The organism is Actinoplanes sp. URMC 104 (assembly GCF_051386375.1).
In the GTDB taxonomy this organism is placed as follows: Bacteria; Actinomycetota; Actinomycetes; order Mycobacteriales; family Micromonosporaceae; genus Actinoplanes.
Genome location: NZ_JBPQTO010000011.1, coordinates 335062 through 356423 on the forward strand (window position 1 = coordinate 335062; position 21362 = coordinate 356423).

Annotated in this window: 16 protein-coding genes and 1 pseudogene; 8 read left to right on the plus strand and 9 right to left on the minus strand. The window is 72.6% G+C overall.

Annotated elements, in window-relative coordinates:
* On the minus strand, positions 1–2109 hold the full coding sequence (locus ACSNN8_RS27375; protein WP_436652477.1) for a hypothetical protein: 2109 nt from the start codon (positions 2107–2109) through the stop codon (positions 1–3).
* A gap of 1050 nt (positions 2110–3159) precedes the next feature.
* Positions 3160–4143: a CPBP family intramembrane glutamic endopeptidase gene (locus ACSNN8_RS27380; protein WP_436652479.1), complete on the minus strand. Its 984-nt coding sequence runs from the start codon at positions 4141–4143 to the stop codon at positions 3160–3162.
* Positions 4144–4234: 91 nt separating this feature from the next.
* Between ACSNN8_RS27380 and ACSNN8_RS27385 the strand changes: the two genes are divergently transcribed.
* On the plus strand, positions 4235–6481 hold the full coding sequence (locus tag ACSNN8_RS27385) for a histidine kinase (RefSeq protein WP_436652481.1): 2247 nt from the start codon (positions 4235–4237) through the stop codon (positions 6479–6481).
* Complete coding sequence (locus ACSNN8_RS27390; RefSeq protein WP_436652483.1) at positions 6481–7125, plus strand: response regulator; 645 nt, start codon at positions 6481–6483, stop codon at positions 7123–7125. The genes ACSNN8_RS27385 and ACSNN8_RS27390 overlap by 1 nt, the downstream gene beginning before the upstream one ends.
* Before the next feature lie 60 nt (positions 7126–7185).
* Here the strand turns inward: ACSNN8_RS27390 and ACSNN8_RS27395 are convergent, their stop codons facing one another.
* Complete coding sequence (locus tag ACSNN8_RS27395; protein ID WP_436652484.1) at positions 7186–7572, minus strand: HPF/RaiA family ribosome-associated protein; 387 nt, start codon at positions 7570–7572, stop codon at positions 7186–7188.
* A gap of 107 nt (positions 7573–7679) precedes the next feature.
* Between ACSNN8_RS27395 and ACSNN8_RS27400 the strand changes: the two genes are divergently transcribed.
* Complete coding sequence (locus ACSNN8_RS27400; protein ID WP_436652486.1) at positions 7680–7934, plus strand: zinc-ribbon domain-containing protein; 255 nt, start codon at positions 7680–7682, stop codon at positions 7932–7934.
* Between the two features lie 27 nt (positions 7935–7961).
* On the plus strand, positions 7962–9467 hold the full coding sequence (locus ACSNN8_RS27405; RefSeq protein ID WP_436652488.1) for a sensor histidine kinase: 1506 nt from the start codon (positions 7962–7964) through the stop codon (positions 9465–9467).
* Positions 9468–10450: 983 nt separating this feature from the next.
* Here ACSNN8_RS27405 and ACSNN8_RS27410 read toward each other — a convergent pair.
* The gene (locus ACSNN8_RS27410) at positions 10451–11947 is read right to left on the minus strand and encodes a diguanylate cyclase domain-containing protein (RefSeq protein WP_436652490.1); all 1497 of its coding nucleotides are present in this window, start codon (positions 11945–11947) and stop codon (positions 10451–10453) included.
* A 289-nt stretch (positions 11948–12236) separates the two neighbouring features.
* Here ACSNN8_RS27410 and ACSNN8_RS27415 point away from each other — a divergent pair, with 289 nt between their 5' ends.
* From ACSNN8_RS27415 to ACSNN8_RS27430, 4 genes are all read left to right on the plus strand, one after another.
* Entirely contained in the window at positions 12237–13199 is a 963-nt protein-coding gene (locus tag ACSNN8_RS27415) for a pectate lyase family protein (protein WP_436652492.1), read from the plus strand.
* A gap of 186 nt (positions 13200–13385) precedes the next feature.
* A complete protein-coding gene (locus ACSNN8_RS27420) occupies positions 13386–14390 on the plus strand; it encodes an efflux RND transporter periplasmic adaptor subunit (RefSeq protein WP_436652493.1) in 1005 nt (334 codons plus the stop codon).
* Positions 14387–15079, plus strand: a complete 693-nt coding sequence (locus ACSNN8_RS27425; protein ID WP_436652494.1) for an ABC transporter ATP-binding protein — start codon at positions 14387–14389, stop codon at positions 15077–15079. The genes ACSNN8_RS27420 and ACSNN8_RS27425 overlap by 4 nt, the downstream gene beginning before the upstream one ends.
* Entirely contained in the window at positions 15076–16353 is a 1278-nt protein-coding gene (locus tag ACSNN8_RS27430; RefSeq protein WP_436652496.1) for an ABC transporter permease, read from the plus strand. Before ACSNN8_RS27425 ends, ACSNN8_RS27430 begins: the two co-directional genes overlap by 4 nt.
* Positions 16354–16446: 93 nt before the next feature.
* Here ACSNN8_RS27430 and ACSNN8_RS27435 read toward each other — a convergent pair.
* From ACSNN8_RS27435 to ACSNN8_RS27455, 5 genes and pseudogenes are all read right to left on the minus strand, one after another.
* Positions 16447–17001 (minus strand): annotated as a pseudogene (locus tag ACSNN8_RS27435) (DUF998 domain-containing protein); the annotation flags it as partial.
* 4 nt (positions 17002–17005) lie between these two features.
* Positions 17006–17527, minus strand: coding sequence for a hypothetical protein (locus ACSNN8_RS27440; protein ID WP_436652497.1), 522 nt, complete (start codon positions 17525–17527; stop codon positions 17006–17008).
* A gap of 78 nt (positions 17528–17605) precedes the next feature.
* Positions 17606–19015 (minus strand): M28 family peptidase, encoded by a 1410-nt coding sequence (locus tag ACSNN8_RS27445; RefSeq protein ID WP_436652499.1) that lies wholly within the window; start codon positions 19013–19015, stop codon positions 17606–17608.
* A gap of 182 nt (positions 19016–19197) precedes the next feature.
* Positions 19198–19968: an SDR family oxidoreductase gene (locus ACSNN8_RS27450; protein ID WP_436652500.1), complete on the minus strand. Its 771-nt coding sequence runs from the start codon at positions 19966–19968 to the stop codon at positions 19198–19200.
* On the minus strand, positions 19965–21347 hold the full coding sequence (locus tag ACSNN8_RS27455; RefSeq protein ID WP_436652502.1) for an FAD-binding oxidoreductase: 1383 nt from the start codon (positions 21345–21347) through the stop codon (positions 19965–19967). Before ACSNN8_RS27455 ends, ACSNN8_RS27450 begins: the two co-directional genes overlap by 4 nt.
* Positions 21348–21362 lie beyond the last annotated feature (15 nt).

Consider the following 21362-nt stretch of genomic DNA (forward strand, 5'->3'; position numbering starts at 1 on the left):
TCAGGCCCGCGGCGCTGCCGCAACCGTCACCGCGGTGGCGGCGCTCAACGCGACCGGCGTGGTCACGTCCGAGCCGTACGTCGTCGCCCCCGTCCCCTGCACGCCGCTGACCTGCAGGGTGCCCGCGGCCGGCGAGGTCACCGTGACCTGGCCGGTGGACCGGTCGTAGACCGCGTCGGCGCCGGCGGCCAGCTGCGCGAAGTGCTGGGTGCGCACCGAGGTGTACGCGCCGATCGCCGCCCAGTCCTGGTTGAGCAGCGGCACCGCGTACAGCGAGCGGTACTTGGCCTCCACCGCCTCGACCCAGTCGGTGACCAGCGTGCGGCCGTTGCCGTAGTCGTGGACGTTGGCGATGTGGAAGGTGTGCGTGTTGATGCCGCCCGCGGCCACGTGCTGCAACCCGATCCCGGCCTCGTAGTCGAGGACCTGCTCGTACGTGCGGTTCGACGGCCAGTATGGGAACTTGCCGTTCGGCCCGTAGAAGGAGTTGTAGAACGCGGTCTCCTCCTCCGGCGTGGTGACGAAGTAGGCGATGTTCGTCGGCCAGTCCGGCACGACCTCCACCGCGGGCTCGAGCGGGTGCACGATCGAGGCGTTGAAGTGCGCGGGCTTGTGGCTGGCGAACGACATGTTGCCGTGCAGGTAGCGGATGTTCAGGTCCTTGGCCGCCTGCAGCAGGTTCGGGTTCGAGCCCTGCAGCCCGTGGTCGACCGGCACGCCGGTGTCGTCGTTCGGGTCCACCGTGTAGACGCCCAGACCCGAGTACTCCGGGGTCTTGAGCACGCCGTCGCTCTCGTCCAGCCCGATCGCCGCGCCCGCGTTGCGGTTGTCGAGGATCTCGCCGTACGTCGTGGCGTAGGCGGTGCTGTTGAGCTCCGGGTGGTTGAGCGTGTGGTTGAGCCAGCGGAACTCGCCCGCGAGGCACTTGGTGGTGGCGGTCAGCTCGTTGGGGCCGCCGTCGGGGCTGCACTGGTTGCCGGCGAACGGGTCGATGTCGGCGCCGTTGAACGCCAGGTTGAACCGGAAGCCGTCGCCCAGCGCGTCCTGCCGCGCGTCCAGGTTCACCATGTCGTGCGCCGACACCTTGAAGCCCGGGTCGTACTCGACGTGGCCGTCCGGGTAGTAGTGGTCCGCGGTGTTGAACCAGTCGTCGACGTCGACGTTGAGGTGGTGCCGCTGCTCGCCGAGGAACATGCCCTTGGTCGCCCAGCGCACCAGCCCGTACACGAGCAGGTCGGACTGCAGCAGGTACTGGTTGAGCGTGAAGGTGAGCGCGAGCCGCTCCCGGCCGTCGGTCGAGGTGGAGCGCACGCCCAGCACGTTGGTGCCGTCGGTGGCGATCGCGTCGGCGGAGCAGCCCGCGGCGATGCTCGTCCGGTACACGTAGGACTGCACCACCGGGATCGTCACGTCGGCCTTGAGATAGTCGAACACCCCCGCGCCGGCCGGCGTCAGGTTGACGTTAAGCGGGGTGTCGCCGACCGAGGTCTCGCCGGCCGAGCGCAGGCAGTAGTCCTCGGGCCAGGAGCCGTAGCTGGTGTAGAGCGAGGCCTGCCGGACGCCGAAGTTGCGCTCGTACGCCCAGAGCAGGTTCCACTCGGCGCTGTCGAGCCCGTTGAGGTAGGCGCCGCCGTCGGCGTACACCTGCATCGTGTTGGTCAGCAGGATCGCGTTGTACCGGCCGGTGCCGTCGGGCCGCACGAGCGAGCTCGTGGTCAGCGGCGTGGTGGCGGTGTAGAGCACGTCGTAGGCGGCGCCGAGCCGGTCCAGCGTCGTCTTCCACGTCGGAACGCCGAAGTCGTCCTGGTTGGTGGCCACGACGAGCGCGCGCAGCGCGACCTTGTCGTTGAGGCCGGCAGCCTTGGCGGTCTTCCTGGCCGCGCTCGGCTTGGTGACGGCGACCTTGCCGGTGCGCTTGGGCAGCGGCGCCGGCGCGGACACCGGCGGCCGGGCGACCTGCCCGAAGCCGGGAACCTGGGGTGGCGCCTTGGGGCGCGCCGGTCTCGCATCGGCCGGCGCGGGCGCGGCAGCCACGAGGGCGCCGGCGCACAGGGCGGCGACGAGGGCGCGAACCGCTCGGCGGTAGGCGGTGGGGCGGGCAGCGTCCATCGAGCAACCTCCACGGCGGACGGTGGGAAGGGCGGGGTGGGCGTGGTGCTGGACGGCCCCCGGTGGATGGGGCCGACGGCGAGTCTAAGCAAAAATTAAGGATTGCCGGGGCTCGATCCGGTTGTCCCCGAGACGACCATTCCCGCCCGTTGACGGCCATCGGCCGCGGTGATATCGGCAGGCCGGCCTGGCCTTCGTCAGAACACCGTGAAGTCGTTGCGTGATCGGTCTGACTTGCCATTTCTCGGATCGCCGGTAATGGCAGGTTCACATTTCCGGGCGGCCCGCCCGGCGGCGGCCGGCCAGAGCTTTGCGGCAGTAGCTCGACGTTCGCCCGAGTTGGCCGGTGTGCCGGGATCCACTCCGGCAGCACATTCGGTCGGGTTTGGACGGTCGGGTGTGGACGCAGCGTGGCGGATCACGAACGCATCGCCCACGTCCGGGCCGTTCGCCGCCTTTCCCCGCCGCCGCCTAAATGTCAGACCACTTTTTGCAAATTACCAGCCGGTAATTGCTGCGGCGCCCGTTAAGTCTTCATCCGGCCCGCGCATTTTCAAGACAACGCTGTCATCCGACGTTCAGCGGATGCCGCTGCTCCCCCATTCAACCGACGGGCCGGCTTTCTCCTCGGCCACTTCTGGTCCTCTTGGCCGCTTCGATCCCCACCGGCTCGCCGCCGCGGCTGCGACCGCGGCCATCCCCCGGCGCGCTGCCGTCGACCCCACCCCGGCCATCCCGCGGGCGCGCTGCCGCCGACCCGACCCTGGCATCCCGCGGGCGCGCTGCCGCCGACCCGACCCTGGCATCCCGCGGCGTGCTGCCGTCGACAGACCTCCGCCGCCGGCGGCTCACCGCCGCCGGATCGACTGGCCCACACCGCGCGCGACGCCGCTGACCCGATCCGGCACCCAGCGGCGCGTTGCCGTCAGCCCGACCCCCACCCGGCGGCTCGCGCCACCGTCCCGATCCCGTCAGCGGCCACCGCGTCATGGCCGCTCCGATGTACTTCGCCTTTGCCCCTGTCCGCGCGGGCACACGGTCTAGAGCGTCCTAGGATCCTGGTCTGATGTCCGTCGCGAGGGCGAGCGGTGTGTCCTGAGGGGACGGCCGCGGCTCGGCCGGGGCCAACGCATCCGTGTCGGCGCCGGCTCCGGCGTCGGTCCGGCGGCGCCGGTCGGCGAGCCGCACGACCACGAAGGCGTACGCCGCCAGCACCATCAGGTCGACGGCGAAGAACTGCCACGGCATGTCGGCGGCGGTCTCGTCGACGGTCAGCTGGCCGAAGGCCGCGGCGAGCGCGGCGCTGACGAGGTTGTTGGCGACGTGCAACGCGATCGCCGCCTCGAGGCCGCCGGTGCGTACGGTCAGCCAGCCGGCAACCGCGCCGAACACGAACAGGTCGGCGAACCCCCACGGAGTCCCCCAGCCGTGCGCCGCGGCGAACACCAGCGCCTGCACAGCGATCGGCACCTCCGGGCGACGGAACCACGCGCCCGTCGCCTGCAGCAGCCAGCCGCGGGTCACGTACTCCTCGGCGGCGGCCTGCGGCGGAACGACGAGCACCAGGACGAGCATCGACAGCGCGAACGAGCCCCAACCGGCGAGCTCCTCCCCCAGCCCGCTGTCGGACACGCCGGTCGCGGCCGACAGCGCCAGCCCGCCGGCCATCAGCACGACGACGGCGACGAGCGCGACGGGCAGGAGCGTGAACAGCCAGCGCCATCGCAGGCGGCCCGTGACCGACGACAGCGTTCCGGCTGGGCGGCGCTGGATCCAGCGGGCGGCGAGCAGCGTCACCGGCAGCAGCACGGCGATCGACAGGAACGCGAGCGCCAGATCGGCGCGGGGTCCGAAGCTCGGCAGGCCGTCCGCGTTCTCCGGCCGACCGGCGAGCAGCGCCGCGACGGTGGAGACGCCCAGCAGGAACACCATGAGAGCGGCGCCCGAAACGAGCAGGAACAGCGTACCGAGGAGGGGTTTCCACCAGCGGTGAGCGGGCGTCCGGGCGAGGCGGTGATACTGCACAGCGGTCATGGATCGAGTCTGTCTGCGCCGGCGGGCGGGCGGATCCGGCCGCGGACGGACTTCGACCCCTGCCCCAGGGCATAGATAGGCTGTCGCCATCATGGCCCGCCTCCCCGCCTGGCTGCTGCCGGCCCTGCTCGCGGTGGCCCAGCTCGCGTACTGGCCGGTCCCCTCGCTCGGCCGCGCGGAGGTCGCCCCCGCGGCCGCGGCGATCGCGCTCGTCGCCGCGGTGTGCGGTGGCCTCGGGTGGCGCCGCCGGCGTCCCGTCGTGGCGGCGGCGGTGGTCTCGGGCGGGCTCGCGCTGGGCGTGTGGGCCGTTCCCGACCAGGTGTACGTCTTCCCGGGCGATGCTCTCCTGGTGCTCTCGGCGGCCGAGTCGGTGGCGCTGTTCAACGTCGCGCTGCGGTGCTCCCGGCGTACGACACTGCTCGTCGTCCTCGGCATGCTGGCCGCGCAGGCTGTGCTCGTGGTCGCCGACGAACCGCTCGACCTGCTCGTGTCGCTCGCCTTCTACGCGCTGGTCGCCGCCGGCGGCCGGGTGCGGCGGCGCTGGCTCGACGACCGCTCGGCCGCGGCCCACCGCCTCGCCTCCGCGGAGGCCGCCCGGCGTGACGCGGCCGCGGCCGAGCAGCGCCGGCTCGCCCGCGAGCTCCACGACGTCACCGCCCACCACCTCACCTCGATCGTCGTCAACGCGACCGCCGCCCAGTTCGTCGGCAAGCCCGAGCTGCGCGCGTCCGCCCGCGAGTTCGCCGCCCGCACCGGCCGCGAGACTCTCACCGCGCTGCACCAGCTCGTCGCCGTGCTGCCCGCCACTCCCCCGCCCGCGGGCCTCGAAGACCTGGCCGACGACTTCCGCCAGCTCGGCCAGATCGTGCACCTCTCCATCACCGGCACCGAGCCACAGCCCGATCCCGCCCGCGCCGGCGCTCTGCACGCCATCGCCAGGGAAGCGCTTACCAACACGCTTCGCTACGCGCCCGGCGCGACAGTGCAGATCTCCTTGGCGTACGACCGATCCGGCACAACGCTCGTCATCTCCGACAGCGGCCCCGCCGCCACCCCGGCCGCGACCACAGGCCTCGGCAGCGGACGCGGTCTCACCGGGATGCGCGAGCGCGCGGCCCCGTACGGCGGAACCGTCTCGGCCGGCCCCCGACAGGCTGACCGCCCCGCCTCACCCGGCCGCACCGCGTCCCGCCCGCTGTTGTCCGGCCCCCGCTCGACCGGCGGTTGGGAAGTAAGGGCTTTCCTGCCCGCCGCGACGGCGCCGACGCGGTTGCGGGTCTGGTTGCGGAGTCAGGTCGTGCTGGACGCGGGGTTGGCGCTGCTGGCGTTGCTGCTGCCGCTGGCCGGCGTGTCCGTGCTCATCGACGAGGACGGCGCATCACCCGCCGAGGCTGCGCTGATCCTCCTGGCCGTGGTGGCGCACGCCGCCCCCCTGCTGTGGCGCCGCCGGCGCCCGTGGACCGTGCTGGCGGCCGTGGCGCTGACCACCTGGTTCGGGCCGCTCCTGCTCGCGCTCCGGGTGGCCCCGCCGGAGGAGGCGTGGCTGTTCCTCTTCAGCTCCGGGGCGGATCTCGCCGCCGTGTACGCCGTAGCGGCGTACGGCCGGCCCTCCAAGCTCTCCTGGCTGGGCCTGGTCGGCGGTTGGCTCTCGGCCACGCTCAGCCTCGCCGTGCTGCTCGCCGCCGGACCGCTGCTGGAGGATCCGAGCGGCGCCCGGCTCACCGGATCGAGCGCGGTCGTGGCGATGGCCCTGTTCGGCGCGGTGTGCGCCGGATCCGTGCTGGCGCTGCCGTTCTCCGGAAGCTGGCTCGTCGGCTGGGCCGCGGCCCGTCGGCGGCAGCATCGCCTCGACAGCGAGGAAAGCGCTGTCCACGCCGTATCCGCCCAGGCCGAAGCCCGCGCCCGCGACGAGCGGGCCCGCGTCGCCGCCGGCTTGCGCGCTTCCGTGCTCACAGCGGCCGCCCGCGTCCCCGAGGCGGCCGAACGCGACGACCTCGACGGCGTGGTCCACGAGGCCCGCGCGGCTCTCGCCGCCATGCGCGCTCTGCTCGACGGCCTCCGCGTAGCCCCTCCGCCCGCCGACCCCGCCGCCTCGACCGACCCGGCACAAGACCAGCCGGCACCCAGCCAACCGACGCCCACCCAGCCGGCGTCCACCCAACCAACGCCCGCACAGCCGACACCGATCCGACCAACGGCCATCCAGCCAGGGCGCGCCCAGCCGGCGCCCACCCAAGCAACGCCCAACCAGCCGACCCCCGCAGGGCCTGGTCTCACCGAGCCGGTGCCCACCCCGCCGGCTCCCGAGGAGGAGGTGCCGTCATCGCCATCCGCGTGATGGTCGTGGACGACCAGGTCATGGTGCGCGCCGGCGTCTGCGCGATCGTCGGCTCGCAGGACGACCTCGAGGTGGTGGCCGAGGCCGGCGACGGCGCAGCGGCCCTCGAGCTGGCGGCCCGCGTACGCCCCGACGTCGTCCTCATGGACGTGCGGATGCCCGGCATGGACGGCCTCACCGCCACCGCGCTACTCACGGCCGGGCCGGAGGCGCCGCGGGTCATCGTGCTCACGACGTTCCACCAGGACGCGTACGTCTTCCAGGCTCTGCGCGCCGGTGCGTCCGGATTCCTGCTCAAGGATGCGGACCCGGCCTCACTGGTGGCCGCGATCCGCACCGTGGCCGCGGGCGAGGCGATGCTGAGCCCGGCGGTCACCAGGCGTCTGATCGACGCGTTCGCCACCGGGTCGGTGACCGCCGCCCGCGACGACGACCCCCGCCTGGGCCGGCTCACCCCGCGCGAACGGGACGTCCTGACGCACCTGGCCACCGGCCTGTCGAACGCCGAGATCGGCGCGGCCCTGGGCATCGCGGCGGGCACGGTCAAGGCCCACGTCAACGCGCTGCTGCCCAAGCTGGGCGCCCGGGACCGCGTGCAGGCCACGATCGTCGCGTACGACCTGGGGCTGGCCCGCCCGCGCTGACCACGGGCGGGCACCGGCGTACGGGCTGACGCCTTGTCAACCCGTACGCGGTTCTGCGTGTTATTCCACGAGTTCGCCGTCGGTCTCGGGCTCGGCGTGTTCACGAAGGTGCCGGTTGTGGCGCGGTTCCTGCTTGGTCTTCGAGTCGTTGAGCTTGCGGCGCAGGTCGTCGCGCACGTCGTTCAGCGCGGCGTGCAGGTCCTCCTCGGTCGAGGTGGTGACGATCTTCTGGCGGCCGGCGATCCAGCACTCCAGCGTGACCTTCTGCCCCCGGGCGGCGCGGTCCTTCACCGAGACCTCGAGCTCGGTCGAGTCGGCGTGGAACGCGGCCAGCCGCGAGTCGAGCGTGACGAACTGCTCGGCGATCCAGTTGAGGTCGCCCTGCGAGAACCCGGCGCCGACGCGAAGACACTCACTCACGGTGGCGGGATCGGTCACAGCTGTCATCACATCTCCTAGGAGTTGGCGAATACTGTCCGTGACCCTCTTCCCCGCCCCGGAGAAGACCCAAACGACCCGGTACGCAGTCACGCCGACGGGGTACACACCGGCACATGTTTCTCATCTTCGGTTTCCGTACGAAGCCCGTCGCGCTCGGCTGGGTGGGCGCCCCGTGCCGTGTGTGCGGCCAGACCGGCAGCCTCCTACTGATTCGTGAAGTCACGCGTTTGAGCCTGTTCTTCGTGCCGCTCATCAAAGTTCGTACGCGTTATGTCGTGGAATGCCACAACCCGATGTGCCGCACCGTCGACCGGATCGGCAAGCACGAGGCCGAGCAGCTGATGCGCGGTGGTGTCCGCACGGCGTGACGGCGGTCCTCGCGTACCGTGCTCGCTGTGATCGACACGCATGGCCGCCGTTTCACCAGCCAGCACTGGTTCGCCGCCGTCCTCGTCGCCATGGTGGTGCTCATCGCCGTGGCGACCCTCGTCGGCGCGAGGCTGCTCAACCGGACGACCGAGGTGTCGAACGACCTCAACGACCACATCGCTCCGGCGCGCACCGCCGTGGCCGAGCTCAACGCCGCGGTGGTGGACCAGGAGACGGGCGTACGGGGATACCTGCTCAGCGGTGACGGCCAGTTCCTCGAGCCGTACGAGTCGGGGGCCGCGGCCGAGCAGCGCCTGGTCGGCGAGATCCGGGAGTTGCTGCCGCGCGAGCCGCTCGCCGAGCTGGACACCGTCGTGCGGCAGATGCAGCAGTGGCGCACCTCGACGGCCGACCCGCTGATCACCGCGCGCCGCGACGCTGCCGTGCCCGCCGAGCTGGTCGCCCGCAGCAAGGCCTCCTTCGACGCCGTACGGGCTCCGCTGGACAGCCTCGACACCCGGCTCGAGGCCCTGCGGGACGCCGGCCGTGCCGACCTCGGCGAGAGCCGGTCGGTGCGCAACACCGCGTTCGCGTTCCTCGTGATCGCGTTGCTGCTGCTGATCGGGCTCATCGCCGTGTTGCTGCGGCTCGTGGTCCTGCGGCCGCTGACCGAGCTCGGCACCGCGGTGCGCCGGGTGGCCGACGGCGACTTCGAGCACGAGCTGACCCCGCGCGGGCCCGCGGACCTGGCGCTGCTGGCCTCCGACGTCGAGGCGATGCGCCGGCGGCTGGTCGACAGCCTCGAGGAGAGCCGCCGGCAGTCCGCGGAGTTGCACCGTTCCAACACCGACCTCGAGCAGTTCGCGTACGTCGCCTCGCACGACCTGCAGGAACCGCTGCGCAAAGTTGCGTCCTTCTGCCAGATGCTGCAGCGGCGGTACGGGTCCTCGCTCGACGACCGCGCGCAGCAGTACATCGGTTTCGCCGTCGACGGCGCGACCCGCATGCAGCAGCTCATCAACGACCTGCTCGCGTTCTCGCGGATCGGCCGCCTGCACGCCGACCGCTCCGCCATCGACCTCGAGGCCGTCCTCGACCGGGTGACCGACCTGCTGGCGTTCCCCATCGAGGAGACCGGCGCCGCCCTCGTCCGGCCGCCGCTGCCCGTCGTGCCCGGCGACGCCACGCTGCTGACGCAGCTCTGGCAGAACCTGATCGGCAACGCCATCAAGTTCCGCCGTCCCGACACCGCCCCCAAGATCGAGATTACCGCCGAACTCGACGGCGGCCTCTGGACGTTCACCGTGCGCGACAACGGCATCGGCATCGACCCCGAGTTCGCCGACAAGATCTTCGTCATCTTCCAGCGACTGCACCAGCGCGACGTCTACACGGGGACCGGCATCGGCCTGGCCATCTGCAAGCGGATCGTCGAATACCACGGCGGAACGATCCGCCTCGACACCTCCTACACCGAGGGCGCCGGCTTCATCTTCACGCTGGCTGCCGCAACCGAGGACGCCCCCACCTGACCGCTGCGCCATCCAGCCGCCGGCCCGCACGCGCCATCCGGGAAAGGCCTTGCCGCGGGAATCTGGCAGCCGCGGAAAACCTTGCCGTCGAGGCGGCGATCGGCGGCAGGAAAGGCCTTACCGCTGTTTCGAGCTGACGACTTGAGGAATGACCTTGTCGCGCCGGAAGGGGAAGAACCGGGGAAGGCCTTACCGCGCGCGGCGGGCGGATCGTCCCAGAAAGGCCTTACCGCGCGCGGCGGGCGGACGTCCCCAGAAGGGCCGTACGGCTTGGCCGAGCGGATCGCCCCTTAAGGCCTTGCCGCCCGGGCTAACAAACCGCCCTGAAAAGGCTTAACCGCCGGAGCGAGCGGACAACCTGAAGAAAGGCCTTGCCGCCTCGGCAAGGGAAGTGCCCGGGAAAGCCTTACCGCGCGCGCCGAGCGGATCGTCCCGGAGAGGCCCTGCCGGCTGGGCGAGCGGACCGCTCCAGAAAGGCCTTGCGGGCTGGGCAAGCAGACCGCCCCGGAAAAGCCTTACCGCGCGCCGAGCGGACCGCCCCGGAAAGGCCTTGCCGGCTGGGCGAGCGAACGGCCCGGAAAGGCCTTCCGGCCTGGCTAACGGAGTGCCCAGCCTTACGCGCGGCGAGCGGATCGCCCCCCGCAAAGGCCTTACCGACCGGGCCAAAGGACCGCCACCGGAAAGGCCTTACCGGCCGGGCTAACCGACCGCCCCCAAAGGCGTCACCACTGAGAAGGCGCGCCACCCCGGGAAAGGCCTTACCGGCCCGGACGGCGACCTGTCCTTGCGAGGTAAGGCCTTACCGCGGCGAACGAGGACGGACCCGGGAAGGCCTACCTGTGGCGACTGACGCGAGGAAGGCCTTGCAGCGCCCGAGGCGAGCACCGCGGCGGGCCGAGCACCCTGGTGAGGCATGGCCTAGGTTCGGGCGGGAGGGCTCGTTCGGGCTCGGGGCGCGCCCAGGCGGACCAGGCGTGGGTGCCTCAGGCGTTGACCAGGGTGAGGGCGCCGACGGTCTTGGACTTCTTGGCCTCGTACATCGCCTGGTCGGCGCGGCCCAGCAGCTCGTCGGTGGTGTCGCCGGGACGGGCGCGGGCGGCGCCCACGCTGAGGCCGATACGGACCTGCTCGCCGGCGACGGTGAAGGGGTGGGCGGCCAGCTCGGCGATCCGGGCGCTGACCGCCGGGACGGCGTCGGCTCCGGTGCAGAGCAGCACGAACTCGTCGCCGCCGAAGCGGGACACCAGGTCGCCGTCGCGGACGCAGGTGCGCAGGCGGTCGGCCACCGCGACCAGCAGTTCGTCGCCGGCGGCGTGGCCGAGGCGGTCGTTGACGGGCTTGAAGCCGTCCAGGTCGCAGAAGAGCACTGCCAGCTCGCCAGTGTCACGGGCGGCGGACGAGTCGATCGGCGACAGAGCTGGCGAAGACAAGGCGGGAGGCGGCGAGGCGGAAGCGGGCGGTGACGACGGAGCGAGCAGCGAGGCGAGACGGGCCAGGCAGGCGGCGCGGTTGGGGAGGCCGGTCAGGATGTCGCGGGTGGCGAGGCGGTGCAGGGCCTGTTCGGCCCGGCGGCGCTGGGCGGACAGGCGGGCGATGCGGACCATGACGAGCGGGATCAGGCTTGCCGACGAGAGGGCCACCAGGATGCCGTCGGTGGGCAGGTTCAGGATGGCGCGCACGCCGCCCACCAGGGGCGGGAGGGCCAGCATCACGCCGAGGAAGGTGAGCCGGGCGCGGCTCAGGTCGTCGGCCGGCGCCTGGCCCTGGGCGACGACCGCGGCCACGGAGGGGTGCACGGCGGCGCAGCCGAGGGCGGCGTACGCGGCCAGGAAGACCATGTTGGTCCAGTCGGGGCGCACGCCGTTCGCGTCGAGGGTCAGGGAAGAGGCGACGTTGCCGGCCAGGGTCAGGGCGACGCCGGCGGTGAACAGTCGTACGGGGGCGGACCTTGTCGACGACGAGACGCGCAGCATGGCGCCGAGCGTGCCGGTGATGACGAGGACGACCACGAACAGCGAAGCCTGGCGGCCGTCGGGCACGTGCCGGGCGGTGAGCGCGGGCAGCAGGACGGCGTCCCACAGCACGCCGCCGATCGCCACCGCGGTGATGACCGAGTCGATGACGCCGCCGGCGTCGCCCCGGCCGCGGTGCCGGACGAGCGCGATGGCGGCGCCGAGCACGACCACGCCGCCGACGGTGAAGAACAGGTCCGCGACGCTGCCGTCGCCGGTCGCGCGGCCGCCGGTCGTGGTCAGCACGACCCAGACGACGTTGCCGGCGTTGTAGAGCACGAGCGCCACGAGCATCAGCCACCAGGGGGCGCGGGCACCGGCGGGCGCCCGGCGCAGAGCCAGCACCACGGCGGGCAGGACGGCCCCGAGGGTGACGGCGAGGAACGGCCACTGGCGCAGCTCGTACGGCCATGCCAGATAGGTCGCGACCAGCAGACCGGTCGCGACGGCGTAGCAACGCAGGAGCATGCCGGTCTGATCGGCAGCGCCGGGGCGGCTTGAGGAATTCGGCGGGCGAATTCCGTCACAGCAGAAACGGCTGCAAACATTCGCCGAATGTTTTCACAGCAGGAAATCCGCCCGACCGCTGGAATTGACCTTCGTCAATGCCTACTCTGAGGGCCGCCAGGTAAGCGCTTACCTGGCGGTCATCGGGCGTCGCGCGCCTCCACCGACGCGTGCCGCCCGCACCCCCGCACGGCGCTGACTGCTGACCGGACAGCCGGCCGGCGCCGCTCCCACGTACGGAGGAGATTTCATGCGCGCAACAAGACGCAGGACGCTGATCTCGGCGTTCTCGGCAAGTGTCCTGGCGGTCGGCGGCGTGCTCGCCGCCGGCCAGCTCGAGGCCGCCGCCGCCGAGAGCAGCCCGGTCGGCTACGCCAGTTTGAACGGCGGCACGACCGGCGGGTCCAGCGGCACCGTCGTCACGGTGACGTCGGCCTCCGCGCTCAAGTCGGCGTTGAGCTCCAGCACGTCGCAGACCGTCCGGGTGTCGGGCCTGATCCCGATCTCCGGCATGTACTCCGTGGCGTCGAACAAGACGGTGATCGGCGTCGGGTCGGGTTCGGGCATCACCGGCGGCGGGCTCAACCTGTCCGGCGTCCGGAACGTGATCATTCGCAACCTGGTGTTCCGCAACGCGAGCGACGACTCGATCAACGTGCAGAGCAACACGACGAACGTGTGGATCGACCACAACGACCTGGCGAACGGCCATGACGGCTTGATCGACATCAAGCGCGGGTCGGACTTCGTCACGGTGTCGTGGAACCGGCTGCACGATCATGACAAGTCGATGCTGCTCGGGCACGACGACGGCAACAGCTCGCAGGACCTGGGGCATCTGCGGGTGACGTACGTGCACAACTGGTTCGAGGGCACCAACCAGCGGCACCCGCGGGTGCGGTTCGCGAACCCGGTGCACGTGCTGAACAACTACTACAGCAACATCGGGTCCTACGGCGTCGCGTCCACCATGAACGCGGGCGTCCTCGTGGAGCGCAACTACTTCGAGAACGTGAAGAGCCCGACGGTCACGCAGACCGGCGACTCGGACCCGGGCAACCTCAAGGTGCTCAACAACTACAAGGTGAACTCCGGCACCGAGCAGGTGCGCAACGGCGCGTCCGTGGCGGCGATCCCCTACTCGTACACCCCGGAGGCCGGCGAGAAGGTCAAGGCGACCGTCACGTCCGGCGCGGGCACCGGGAAGATCTGAGGCAGCCGCCCCGGCTGCATCACCGTCGCAGCCTCCGGCACGCACAGTGACCGGAGGCTGCACGCTGCGCTGGATCGGAACGCCCCGGCATCGACGGTTGCGAGATCCTTGTACCCTCTGCGCGCCGGGTGGGCGGGGAGACGTACCGGCGAGGGACCGAACGAAGAGCCGGGCGAAGGGACGTACGTGGACGCACGCAGGGTGACCGGAGCGGGTGCGGCGGTGATGATCGCGGCGGTGCTCTGCGGGTGTGACTCGTCGGAGGAGCCCGTCGCGACGCCGGGGCTGGAGGCGCGCGGCACGGTGCTCACCACCGTGAAACCGACCCGCCAGGACCTGAGCAACCAGATCAGCCTGTCCGGGTCGGTGGCCATCAACCCGGTGTTCGGCATCGTCGCGCCCGCCGACGGGGAGCTGCGCTATCTGGACAAGAAGCCGTCGACGATCGCGGCCGTACGCCCGAAGTGGGTGGCAACGGTGTGGGACGACAACGGCGACCCGCGCAAGGTCATGATCCCCAAGGACTCGATCCTCGCCGGGCGGCTGATGGACGACCGCTCCGACGTGACGGCGGGCATGCCGATCGTCTCCGCCAAGCACGCCGGCTACGGCATCGTCGCGGACATCGACAGCGCCCAGGCGTACCGGGTCTCCGGCGCGGTCACCACCATCCGCGCGCAGATCAAGAACGGTCCGGGGCCCTTCTCCTGTACCGCGCTCGGCACCATCGCGGCGCTGCCCGCGGGAACGATCCCCGAGCCTCCCCCGCCGCCGGTCGTGCCCACCCCCGCGCCGGGAGCCTCGGGCGCCGCCCCGATCCCGCCCACGGCGCCGCCGGAGCAGGAGGAGAGCGGCGGCGGCAGCGAAGGCTCCGAGGCCACCGGCATGCGGCTGGTCTGCGTGCCGCCCGAGGGCGTCAAGCTGATCAACGGCGCGCAGGTGACCCTGCAGGTGGTCACCGAGAAGGCGTCCAAGGTGCTGGTGCTGCCGGTCGAAGCGGTCGCGGGCGTGCAGGGCCGGGGCAAGGTCGACATCGTCGGCGAGAACCAGCAGCGCCGGACCGTCGACGTGGTGCTGGGGCTCACCGACGGCAAGGTCGTGCAGATCAAGAAGGGGCTGCGCGGCGACGAGACGATCGCCGTGCCCGGCCCCGACCTGCCCGCCGCGGAGAACAAGGGCCCCACCGGATGACGGCGCTGGTCGAGCTCACCGGCATCACCAAGGTCCTCAAGGGCCAGGAGCAGCCCCGGACGATCCTCGACGGCGTCGACCTGACCGTGGACGCCGGGCAGAGCGTGGCGATCGTCGGCCGCTCCGGCTCGGGCAAGAGCACGCTGCTCAGCGTCATCGGGCTGTTCGACCGGCCCGACTCGGGCAGCTACCGCCTCGACGGCCAGGAGATCGGCAGGCTGCCCGAGCGCCGCGCGGCCCGGCTGCGCAGCTCGCACTTCGGCTTCGTGTTCCAGCGGTTCTTCCTGCTCAAGCATCTGACCGCGGCGCAGAACGTGGCGATGGCGCTGGTCAACGGTCAGGGCTGGCTGCCGCGGCGGCAGCGCCGGGCCCGGGTGCTGGAGGCGCTCGACCAGGTGGGCATCGCGCACCTGGCGAAGAACCGGCCGGCGCGCATGTCCGGCGGTGAGCAGCAGCGGGTGGCCATCGCGCGGGCCCTCGTACGGGAACCGAGGATCCTGCTCGCCGACGAGCCCACCGGGGCGCTGGACACGGAGACGGGGACGCTGGTGATCGACGCGCTGCTGGCGGCGACCGAACGCGGCTGCGGGCTGATCCTGGTGACCCACGACCGCGACCACGCCGCGCGGATGGGCCGCATCCACGACCTGGTCGGCGGCGTGCTGAGCGAGCGGGCGGTGGCGCGGTGAGGCGGCTGTCCGGGCGGTTCCGCTCGTCGCTGATCATCGGCATCCAGGGCATCCGCGCCCGCAAGCTGCGCACGCTGCTGTCGATGATCAGCCTGTTCCTCGGCGTGCTCGCCGTCGTCGTGGTACAGGCGGGCGCCAGCATCGCGGAACGGGCCCTGCTGGCCGACCTCGAGCTGACCCAGGGGTACGACGGCACGCGCGTCATGGAGATGCCGGCCGACCAGAACGCCAGCGAGATCATCACCAGCACGGTGCGGGGACGCGCCGACGCCGTGGCGATGGTGGGCGTCAGCGGCATCATCGGCGAGCCCGGCGTGCTGCCGGTCAACCCGGGCGGCTCGCCGCTCGACGAGGACTGGGGCCCGCCGGTGAACTGCAACGCCCAGGGCGTCTGCGAGCCGGTGGCCGGCACGAAGGGGCAGGCCGTCGAGGTGCGGCTCACCGCGCTGACCGGCGACGTGCGGCGGTTCCGCCCGTACCGCCAGGAGGCCGGGCAATGGCTGGACTTCACCCGGGTGCCGTCGATGGCGCCGCGGCTGGTCCTCAACCGCGAGGCCGCCGAGGCGTTCGACCGGTACCACGTGCCCGCCGAGATGCGCATCGGCGGGGCCTCGGCCAACGTCACGCCGAGCTTCGTCGGCGTGGTCGACGACGGCGACAGTCAACCGCGGGCGTACGTCCGCATGGACGAGCTCACCACCTGGCTGCCCCCGGCGAGGCTGGCCGACCCGGCGGCCGGCGGCGAGCTGCGGCTGATGATGACGCAGGGCTCACCGGTCGAGCCCGTCGTCGCGAGCAAGCTCAAGGCGCTGGGCAACGAGCCGTACACGTACACCGTGGAATCGCGCAAGGAGCAGGAGAAGCAGCTCACGCTGATGCGGCTGGTGTTCTTCGCGATGGCCGGGCTGGTGCTGCTGATCGGCGTCGCCGGCATCCTCAACGTCGGCCTCGCCACGGTCGGCGAGCGGGTCGAGGAGTTCGCGCTGCGGCGCGCCGTGGGCACGCCCCGGTCGCTGCTGGCCGGCATCGTGCTGGCCGAGACACTGCTGACCGGCCTGCTCACCGCCACCGCCGCGATCGGCGCCGGGGTGGCCGGGCTCAAGGTGGTGTCCATGCTGGTCGGCTCGTCGGAACCGTTGCTGCGCGACGTCCAGTTCCCCTGGGAGGCGGGCGTGGCCGGCATCGTCGCGGGCCTCGTCGCCGGCGTGCTGGGCGGCTTCGTCCCCGCGCTGCGCGCCGCCGGCATCCCGATCGCGACGGTGATGCGCGCCTGACCGCCCGCCGCGCCGGTCGGTCCGGATCAGGCGTACGGCGACCACGCCGATCCAGCCGAGGCCGAGGAACAGCGCGATCCGCTCCAGCAGCCCGCTCGAGTTGCCCGGCAGCACGCCCGTGTCGTCCAGCACGACCAGGACACTGGCCGCCGTGAACGTCACCGCCATCAGCGCGGCGACCCGGTGGCCGGCGCGGGCGCTGCCGGTGCACCGCCCCAGCAGCGCCGCCGCGCCGATGCCGGCGGCGCCCAGGGTGGTCGCCACGAGCTGGTGGACGAGGCCGGTCGCGGTGTGCGCCTCCGGCACCCCGGGCGGATAGCCGATGCCCGGGTCGGTCGGCACCAGTGCCAGCATCACGAGGCAGGCGCCGCACCAGCCCACGAGCGCGGCCGCCCAGCGGGCCTCCCGGCCGGGCCGCAACGCGCGGCGCAGCCCTTCGGCGCCCAGCAGCAGCCAGAGGCCGCACAGCGCCAGGTTCGCGGTCGCCAGGCCGCCGCCGGGGCCCAGCGAGAGCTGGCTGACCCAGTTGCGGTTGGCGTCATAGCCCGGCCGCACGAGCCCGGCCACCGTCACGAAGACGGCCATCTGGGCCGCCGCCGCGACGCAGCCCGGCAGCAGCGCCATCCGGGCGGCTCGCGAGGTGGCCATCGCTCTACGGACGGACCGCCTCGCCGGCTTTCCGGCGGAGCAGGGCGGTGGAGAGGACGGCAACGCCCACGCCGAAGGCGGCCGCCACCGCGACCGCGAGCCGGGCCTCCCGCGCCCGCAAGGCCACGAACTGTGCCTCGGTGATGACCGTCGTCTCCCCGTGGTTGGTGACGACGTACGTTCCGGCCTGCTCCTGCGCCACGCCCGGCGAGCCGATCAGGGAGAGCATGGCGACCACCAGGAAGCCGGCGAACAGCAGCCAGCTCGCGACGAGCACCCAGCCCGGCAGCGTCTCGCGCGCCAGACGCCGCAGGGCCTGGGCGTCACCGGCACGGGTCCCGGTCCGCAAGCCGGCCGTGCCCATGCCCGCCACCACGACGGCGACGAAACCCGGCAGCACCGGCAGTGCCGCCGACACGACGACGACGGGCATCGGCCACGGAAGGCCGCCGGGCAGCGTCGTGACCACCAGCAGCGCGGCACACCAGAGAACCCCGGCCACCGCGAGCCGTCGAGTCCACACCATGAGGGGACGCTACAGGCGCGCCCCGGCCCCACGCTGTCCCGTGAGCGCGGCCGGTGCGCGCCGCAGCGGTGCTTGCCGTCAGGCGGTCGCCGTGGCGTACGCGGCGGAGCCGATCAGCTCGAGCGACACCTGCAGCCGCTCCAGGCTGATGTTCTTCGCGATGGTGTCCTCGGGGGTGTGGTACGGCGGCTCCAGCAGCGACGGGGCTGCCTCGCCGCGCCAGGAGAAGTTCGCCGCGGCGATGCCGACCTCCTGGAACGACTGGTGGTCGCTGGAGCCGCGCAGCGTCACCGGCGAGATCCGCGGCTGGTAGCCGAGCCGGACCGCGGCCGCGGCCACCTCGTCGGTCGCGCGGTTCGCCAGGCCGTCGAACGACAGCAGCCAGTACCGGGTGGCCGGGTCCCAGCTGGTGGCGACCATGTCGTTCTGGAACACGGCGCGGATGCGGTCACGCTCGGCCTGCGGCAGCTGCGCCACGTAGTACCGCGAACCGATCAGCCCCTGCTCCTCCGAACCCCACAGCGCGAACCGGAGCCGGGCGGTGGTGGGCAGCTTGCGCAGCACGCGGGCCAATTCGAGGCACAGTACGGTCCCCGAGCCGTCGTCGTTGGCGCCCGGCGCGCCGATCACGGTGTCGTAGTGGGCGCTCACCATCACGACCGGCCCGGTGCCCGAGTCGCCCCGGCGGCGCGGCGCGTCGGCGAGCACGTTGTGCGAGGTCAGGTTGCGGTGCGCCGTCGTCGCGACGGTCAGCGTCAGCCGGCGCGCGGCGAGCAGGGCGCGCAGCCGGTGCTTCTGCGCCTGCGCGACGCCGACGACCGGGATGGGGGCGGGCGCCGTGGCATAGCCGGGCAGCTGCGGGCTGAACGCCGAGGCGCGGCGCGGCTCGACCAGGTCGGCGGGCAGGAAGATCACGGCGGCCGCGCCGCGCGCGACGGCCGTGGCGACGACCTGCTCGCGGGTGTCGGCCACGTAGTCGACCAGCAGGATCCTGCCCTTGACGTCGGCCGGGTAGTCGGCCTCGCCACCGGCCTTGGCGTCGAGCACGTCCCCGCGTACGCGGGTGTCGAGCGCCGCGTGCGGCGACGCGCCGGCCTGCCAGTTGAGGTCGGTGGGCAGCCCGCGGGGCGAGCTCAGCTGGGCGAGGAACTTGTCCGCGACGGCGAAGGGCTGCAGCTGCACGTCGTAGCCGAGCCGGTCGAGCACGCCGGAGATGTAGCCGGCGGCGACGCGCTCCGACCTGGTGCCGCCGATGCGCGGCCCGATGCCGATCGACAGCACCTTGAGGTGCTCGAGCGCGCGCTCGGCGGAGACCCGCTTCGCCACGTCGATGTCGCGGCCGGTGAGCGTGGGCGGCAGCGCGGCGCCGGGGCGCTGCCCGGTGGCGGCCCAGGCGGGCGCGGGCAGGGCGACGGTGGCCGCCCCGCCCAGCGCGATGGTCAGCATGCGCCGGCGGCTCACCGCAGACGGACGCGCGTGCGTGTCCAAGGTTCCTCCTCGTTGATCCGGCTCGTGATCCGGCGAGGACGGACGGCCCTGGTCAGGCCGTCGATCCCCGCAGAGAAACCTAGGGCCTGCATAGCAAGACTTCAATATTGACATGCGTGAAGACAAGCGGGATGCCGGTTCCCGTACGTCCATCCTGACGGCGGGAACCGGCATGCGGGACGCTATCGGCCGAACACGGCGGCGTTGTCGCGGGCGAAGTCGGCGATCGAGCGCGGCGGGCGGCCGGTCAGGCGCAGCACCGTGTCCGTGGTGTCGGCCATGGTGCCCGCCCGCTGCGAGCGGAAGATCCCCACGATCGCGTCGGCGAGGAACGGCGGCAGCCCGTCGGCAAGCATCGCCGCGCGGGCCTGGTCGTCGTCGACGTTCACATAGGCGACCGTGCGGCCGAGGGCCGCCGACAGCTCCGCTGCGACCCGCTCGTACGTGATCGCCTCGGGTCCGGTGAGCGTGTAGACGCGCCCCTCGTGCCCCTCGCCGGTGAGGGCCACGGCCGCGCACTCGGCGACGTCCCTGGGGTCGATGAACGAGATGGCGGCGTCGCCGGCCGGGGCGAAGATGGTGCTCGCTCCGGCGTACGCGAAGAGGTTCGTCATGAAGGTGCGCGGCCGCAGCAGCACGTGCGGGACGCCCGAGGCGGCGAGGTGCCGCTCGATCTCGCCGTGCCACCGCTCGAAGACCAGCGGCGAGTCCACGGACGCGTCCGGGCCGGACAGCTTCACGATCTGCTTGACGCCGGCCGCCACGGCGGCGTCGATCGCCGCGCACTCGAACGCGACCTGCTCCGGCACGTTGCCGCAGGCCAGGAACAGCCGGTCGCCGCCCTCGCAGCGGACGTCACGGCGCAGCGGCCGGACGTCCTCGCCGGCGGCGGTGAGGGTACGGACGAGGTGCGAGCCGACGTTGCCGGTCGCAGCGGTCACCAGGATGGTCATCGGGTTCCTCCGAGGTCGGGCTGGATGTTGGGGTTGAGGCGGAAGACGTTGTCCGGGTCCCAGCGGTTCTTCGCCGCGGTGAGCCGGGGAAGGCGGTCGCCGTACGCGGCGGCCGGGTCCTCGTCGGACAGGAACGAGACGTACTGGCCCGCCGCGTACGGAAGCAGCCGCTCCCACCCACGGCGCACCCACTCGTCCTGCGCGGGCCCGCCGGGCAGCCAGTTCGCGATGAGCTGCAGCTCCACCCCGGGCGTCCGGGGCCCGACGGCGGTGGCGTCCGGCGCGACCCGGCTCGCCGCGCCGCCGATCACCCACGCCATGAGCAGCGACTGCGGCGTGGGCAGCGACGAGGCGAGGCCGGCCGCGACGTCGATCGCCCCGTCGGGCAGGCCGGGAATCCGGTGCGAGCGCCAGTACGAGCAGATGCCCGGCGTGGCGGCCAGGTCGAGCATCGACTGCACGGCCCGGTACGGCATCCGCCGCACGAGGTCGGCGACGGGCCGGCCCAGCGACCGCAGCGGGGCGAGGACCCGTACGCCCTCGTCCGGATCGCCGCACCACACCGGCAGCAGGCCCAGCACGGGGGTGCCGGCGAGCTCCGGGACCGGCGGGTTGCGGGTGGCGACGAGGGCGACGTTGAGCTCGTCGGGGGTGTCCGGCGCCCACTCGCGCAGGAAGCGCAGCACCTGCGGCGCCTGGTCGAGCGGCCAGAAGATCGGGCCGCCGAGCACGATCGGCCCGACGGGGTGCAGGTCGTACTCGAGCGCCGTGACCACGCCGAAGTTGCCCCCGCCGCCGCGCAGCGCCCACAGGAGGTCGTCGTCGTCGGCTTGCGGTCGGCCGCCGGCCTGGACGAGGTCGCCGTCGGCGGTGACGAGGGTGGCGGCGCGCAGGTTGTCGACCGAGAGGCCGTGACGGCGCAGCAGGTGCCCGAAGCCGCCGCCGAGCGTGACCCCGGCGATGCCCGTGGAGCTGACCGAGCCGCCGGTGGTGGCCAGCCCGTGCCGCTGGGTCGCCAGATCGAACTCGCCCCAGGTCAGACCGGCGGCCGCGCGGACGGTACGGCGGACCGGGTCGACCGCGACGGCCTTCATCGGCGACAGGTCGACGGTCACGCCGCCGTCGGTGACGCCGTAGCCCTGCACCGAGTGCCCGCCGCCGCGGACCGCGATCGGCAGGTCGTTGTCCCGCGCGAAGCGGACGGCTCGCTGGACGTCGCCGGCGCCGGTGCAGCGGGCGACGAGCGCGGGAAAGCGGTCGAACGCGCCGTTCCACACCCGGCGGGCCTCGTCGTAGCCCTCGTCGCCGGGCCGCAGCAGCGCACCGCGGAATTCCGTGCGCAGACGCGCAAAGGCGTTGCGGTGAATGGTGGTCGTCATGCCCGGCAGCGTGCG

Bases quoted from the DNA above. Each gene is read 5' to 3' on its own strand.
- ACSNN8_RS27410 (WP_436652490.1), bottom strand. From the start codon at position 11,947: ATGCTCCTGCGTTGCTACGCCGTCGCGACCGGTCTGCTGGTCGCGACC.
- ACSNN8_RS27450 (WP_436652500.1), bottom strand. From the start codon at position 19,968: ATGACCATCCTGGTGACCGCTGCGACCGGCAACGTCGGCTCGCACCTC.
- ACSNN8_RS27395 (WP_436652484.1), bottom strand. From the start codon at position 7,572: ATGACAGCTGTGACCGATCCCGCCACCGTGAGTGAGTGTCTTCGCGTC.
- ACSNN8_RS27385 (WP_436652481.1), top strand. From the start codon at position 4,235: ATGGCCCGCCTCCCCGCCTGGCTGCTGCCGGCCCTGCTCGCGGTGGCC.
- ACSNN8_RS27425 (WP_436652494.1), top strand. From the start codon at position 14,387: ATGACGGCGCTGGTCGAGCTCACCGGCATCACCAAGGTCCTCAAGGGC.
- ACSNN8_RS27375 (WP_436652477.1), bottom strand. From the start codon at position 2,109: ATGGACGCTGCCCGCCCCACCGCCTACCGCCGAGCGGTTCGCGCCCTC.
- ACSNN8_RS27380 (WP_436652479.1), bottom strand. From the start codon at position 4,143: ATGACCGCTGTGCAGTATCACCGCCTCGCCCGGACGCCCGCTCACCGC.
- ACSNN8_RS27455 (WP_436652502.1), bottom strand. From the start codon at position 21,347: ATGACGACCACCATTCACCGCAACGCCTTTGCGCGTCTGCGCACGGAA.
- ACSNN8_RS27440 (WP_436652497.1), bottom strand. From the start codon at position 17,527: ATGGTGTGGACTCGACGGCTCGCGGTGGCCGGGGTTCTCTGGTGTGCC.
- ACSNN8_RS27390 (WP_436652483.1), top strand. From the start codon at position 6,481: ATGGTCGTGGACGACCAGGTCATGGTGCGCGCCGGCGTCTGCGCGATC.
- ACSNN8_RS27400 (WP_436652486.1), top strand. From the start codon at position 7,680: ATGTTTCTCATCTTCGGTTTCCGTACGAAGCCCGTCGCGCTCGGCTGG.
- ACSNN8_RS27415 (WP_436652492.1), top strand. From the start codon at position 12,237: ATGCGCGCAACAAGACGCAGGACGCTGATCTCGGCGTTCTCGGCAAGT.